Source organism: uncultured Tateyamaria sp. (assembly GCF_947494755.1).
In the GTDB taxonomy this organism is placed as follows: Bacteria; Pseudomonadota; Alphaproteobacteria; order Rhodobacterales; family Rhodobacteraceae; genus Tateyamaria.
In genome coordinates, this window is sequence record NZ_CANLVZ010000043.1 from 1 (window position 1) to 1,244 (window position 1,244).

Here is a 1,244-nt window from a genome sequence, read left to right on the forward strand (position 1 = left end):
GCTAACCGGTCAGAAGAGGACCAAAACCTGAACAGAGCTAACCTATAAACACGGACTCTCAGGGGAGCAGGTCAGTTCGGAGCAGCCAGTACCGACGTTCCACCCTGCAAATCACGCGTGGCACATGACACCTCCGCCACGCCTTCCCTTGTCACGCGCGTCCAACCAGATAGACCAGCCACAAACGTCCGTCATCGCCGACAGCCAGACCCTAAATACATATGCAGCTAAAACAAAAAAGGAGCGGCATCGTGAACTAAACATCAATCCGTAACATCGATGAAGATACCCTATGGGACGCCAAAATCTATGCAGCACAAACACGCCAGACTATGGGAGAAGTCATCACACTCGCGCTGGAAAAACTCGTCTATGAGGAAGACGAACCAAGCAATGTAAACGACACCCATTCAGGAATGTCTTCTTTAAACTCAAAATAATCATCCCAAAATTCAAGACCGCAGGCGACAAGGCGGCTTCCAACCTCATCCAATGACTCAAAGTCAAAATAAGGTCCGTACACAACCACACTATCAGTTTCGAGGGCTGGCAAATCAAACGCAAGTAGTGCCGCAAGCTCTGTTGGCGGCTTGTTTAAGCCTGCCAACGCTTCCTTTTTTATTACTAATGATCGTTCAGGTATCTTCGTCATTGCGCCAAGTCAGTCTGGTATTGTCGCGCCGTCAGGCACATGTATTCGAACATTATGAATGGGTGTGCTTGTTGCGGGTTGGAAAATAACTCGATCCAAACCCGTGCTGCTACCCGTCCCACCATGCATCATCGATTCAGGTGCTGCGAAGTCGATCCGAATAGTTCCTGTGGCCCCTGGAGGTCTCCCTTCGAATTGCTGCGTTACAAATACCCTAGGTATCGTTGCACCAGGAACATCCCCAACAGCAGATGGCACAGCCGTTCCTTGGTTATCCAACCACATTCTTGCTTCTTGCGGCGAAACCCACCTGGATACGTAAGTATACCCTTCAGGCAATGCGCCTTCTGCCGCTCCAGGACCACGTGGGTACACAGTATTGAAGTTTCCTGTTGGAGAAGGCGGGGCTTCTGGGAGGCGCACAACTCCCTTATTTGTAGCACCATCAAAAACTCTTGTTCCGTCGATTGCCACCTCAAAGACGTTGTCGCCACGCCGCAAGGCAATGGACGCTACGCCGCCCACAACGGGAACAAATCCAGCCACAGCGCCCGCGCAGGCGCTTAGGGAAAGTTCGGTGCCACATTCGTAG

General features: G+C 51.4%; 1 protein-coding gene. It reads right to left on the reverse strand.

The annotated features are described in order from the left end of the window. Nucleotides 1–370 precede the first annotated feature (370 nt). Nucleotides 371–652, reverse strand: a complete 282-nt coding sequence (locus Q0908_RS20285; protein WP_299289107.1) for a hypothetical protein — start codon at nucleotides 650–652, stop codon at nucleotides 371–373. Between the last annotated feature and the right edge of the window lie 592 nt (nucleotides 653–1,244).

What these genes read in the sequence shown, in the direction of transcription:
- Q0908_RS20285 (WP_299289107.1), bottom strand. Translation starts at nt 652, where the DNA reads ATGACGAAGATACCTGAACGATCATTAGTAATAAAAAAGGAAGCGTTG.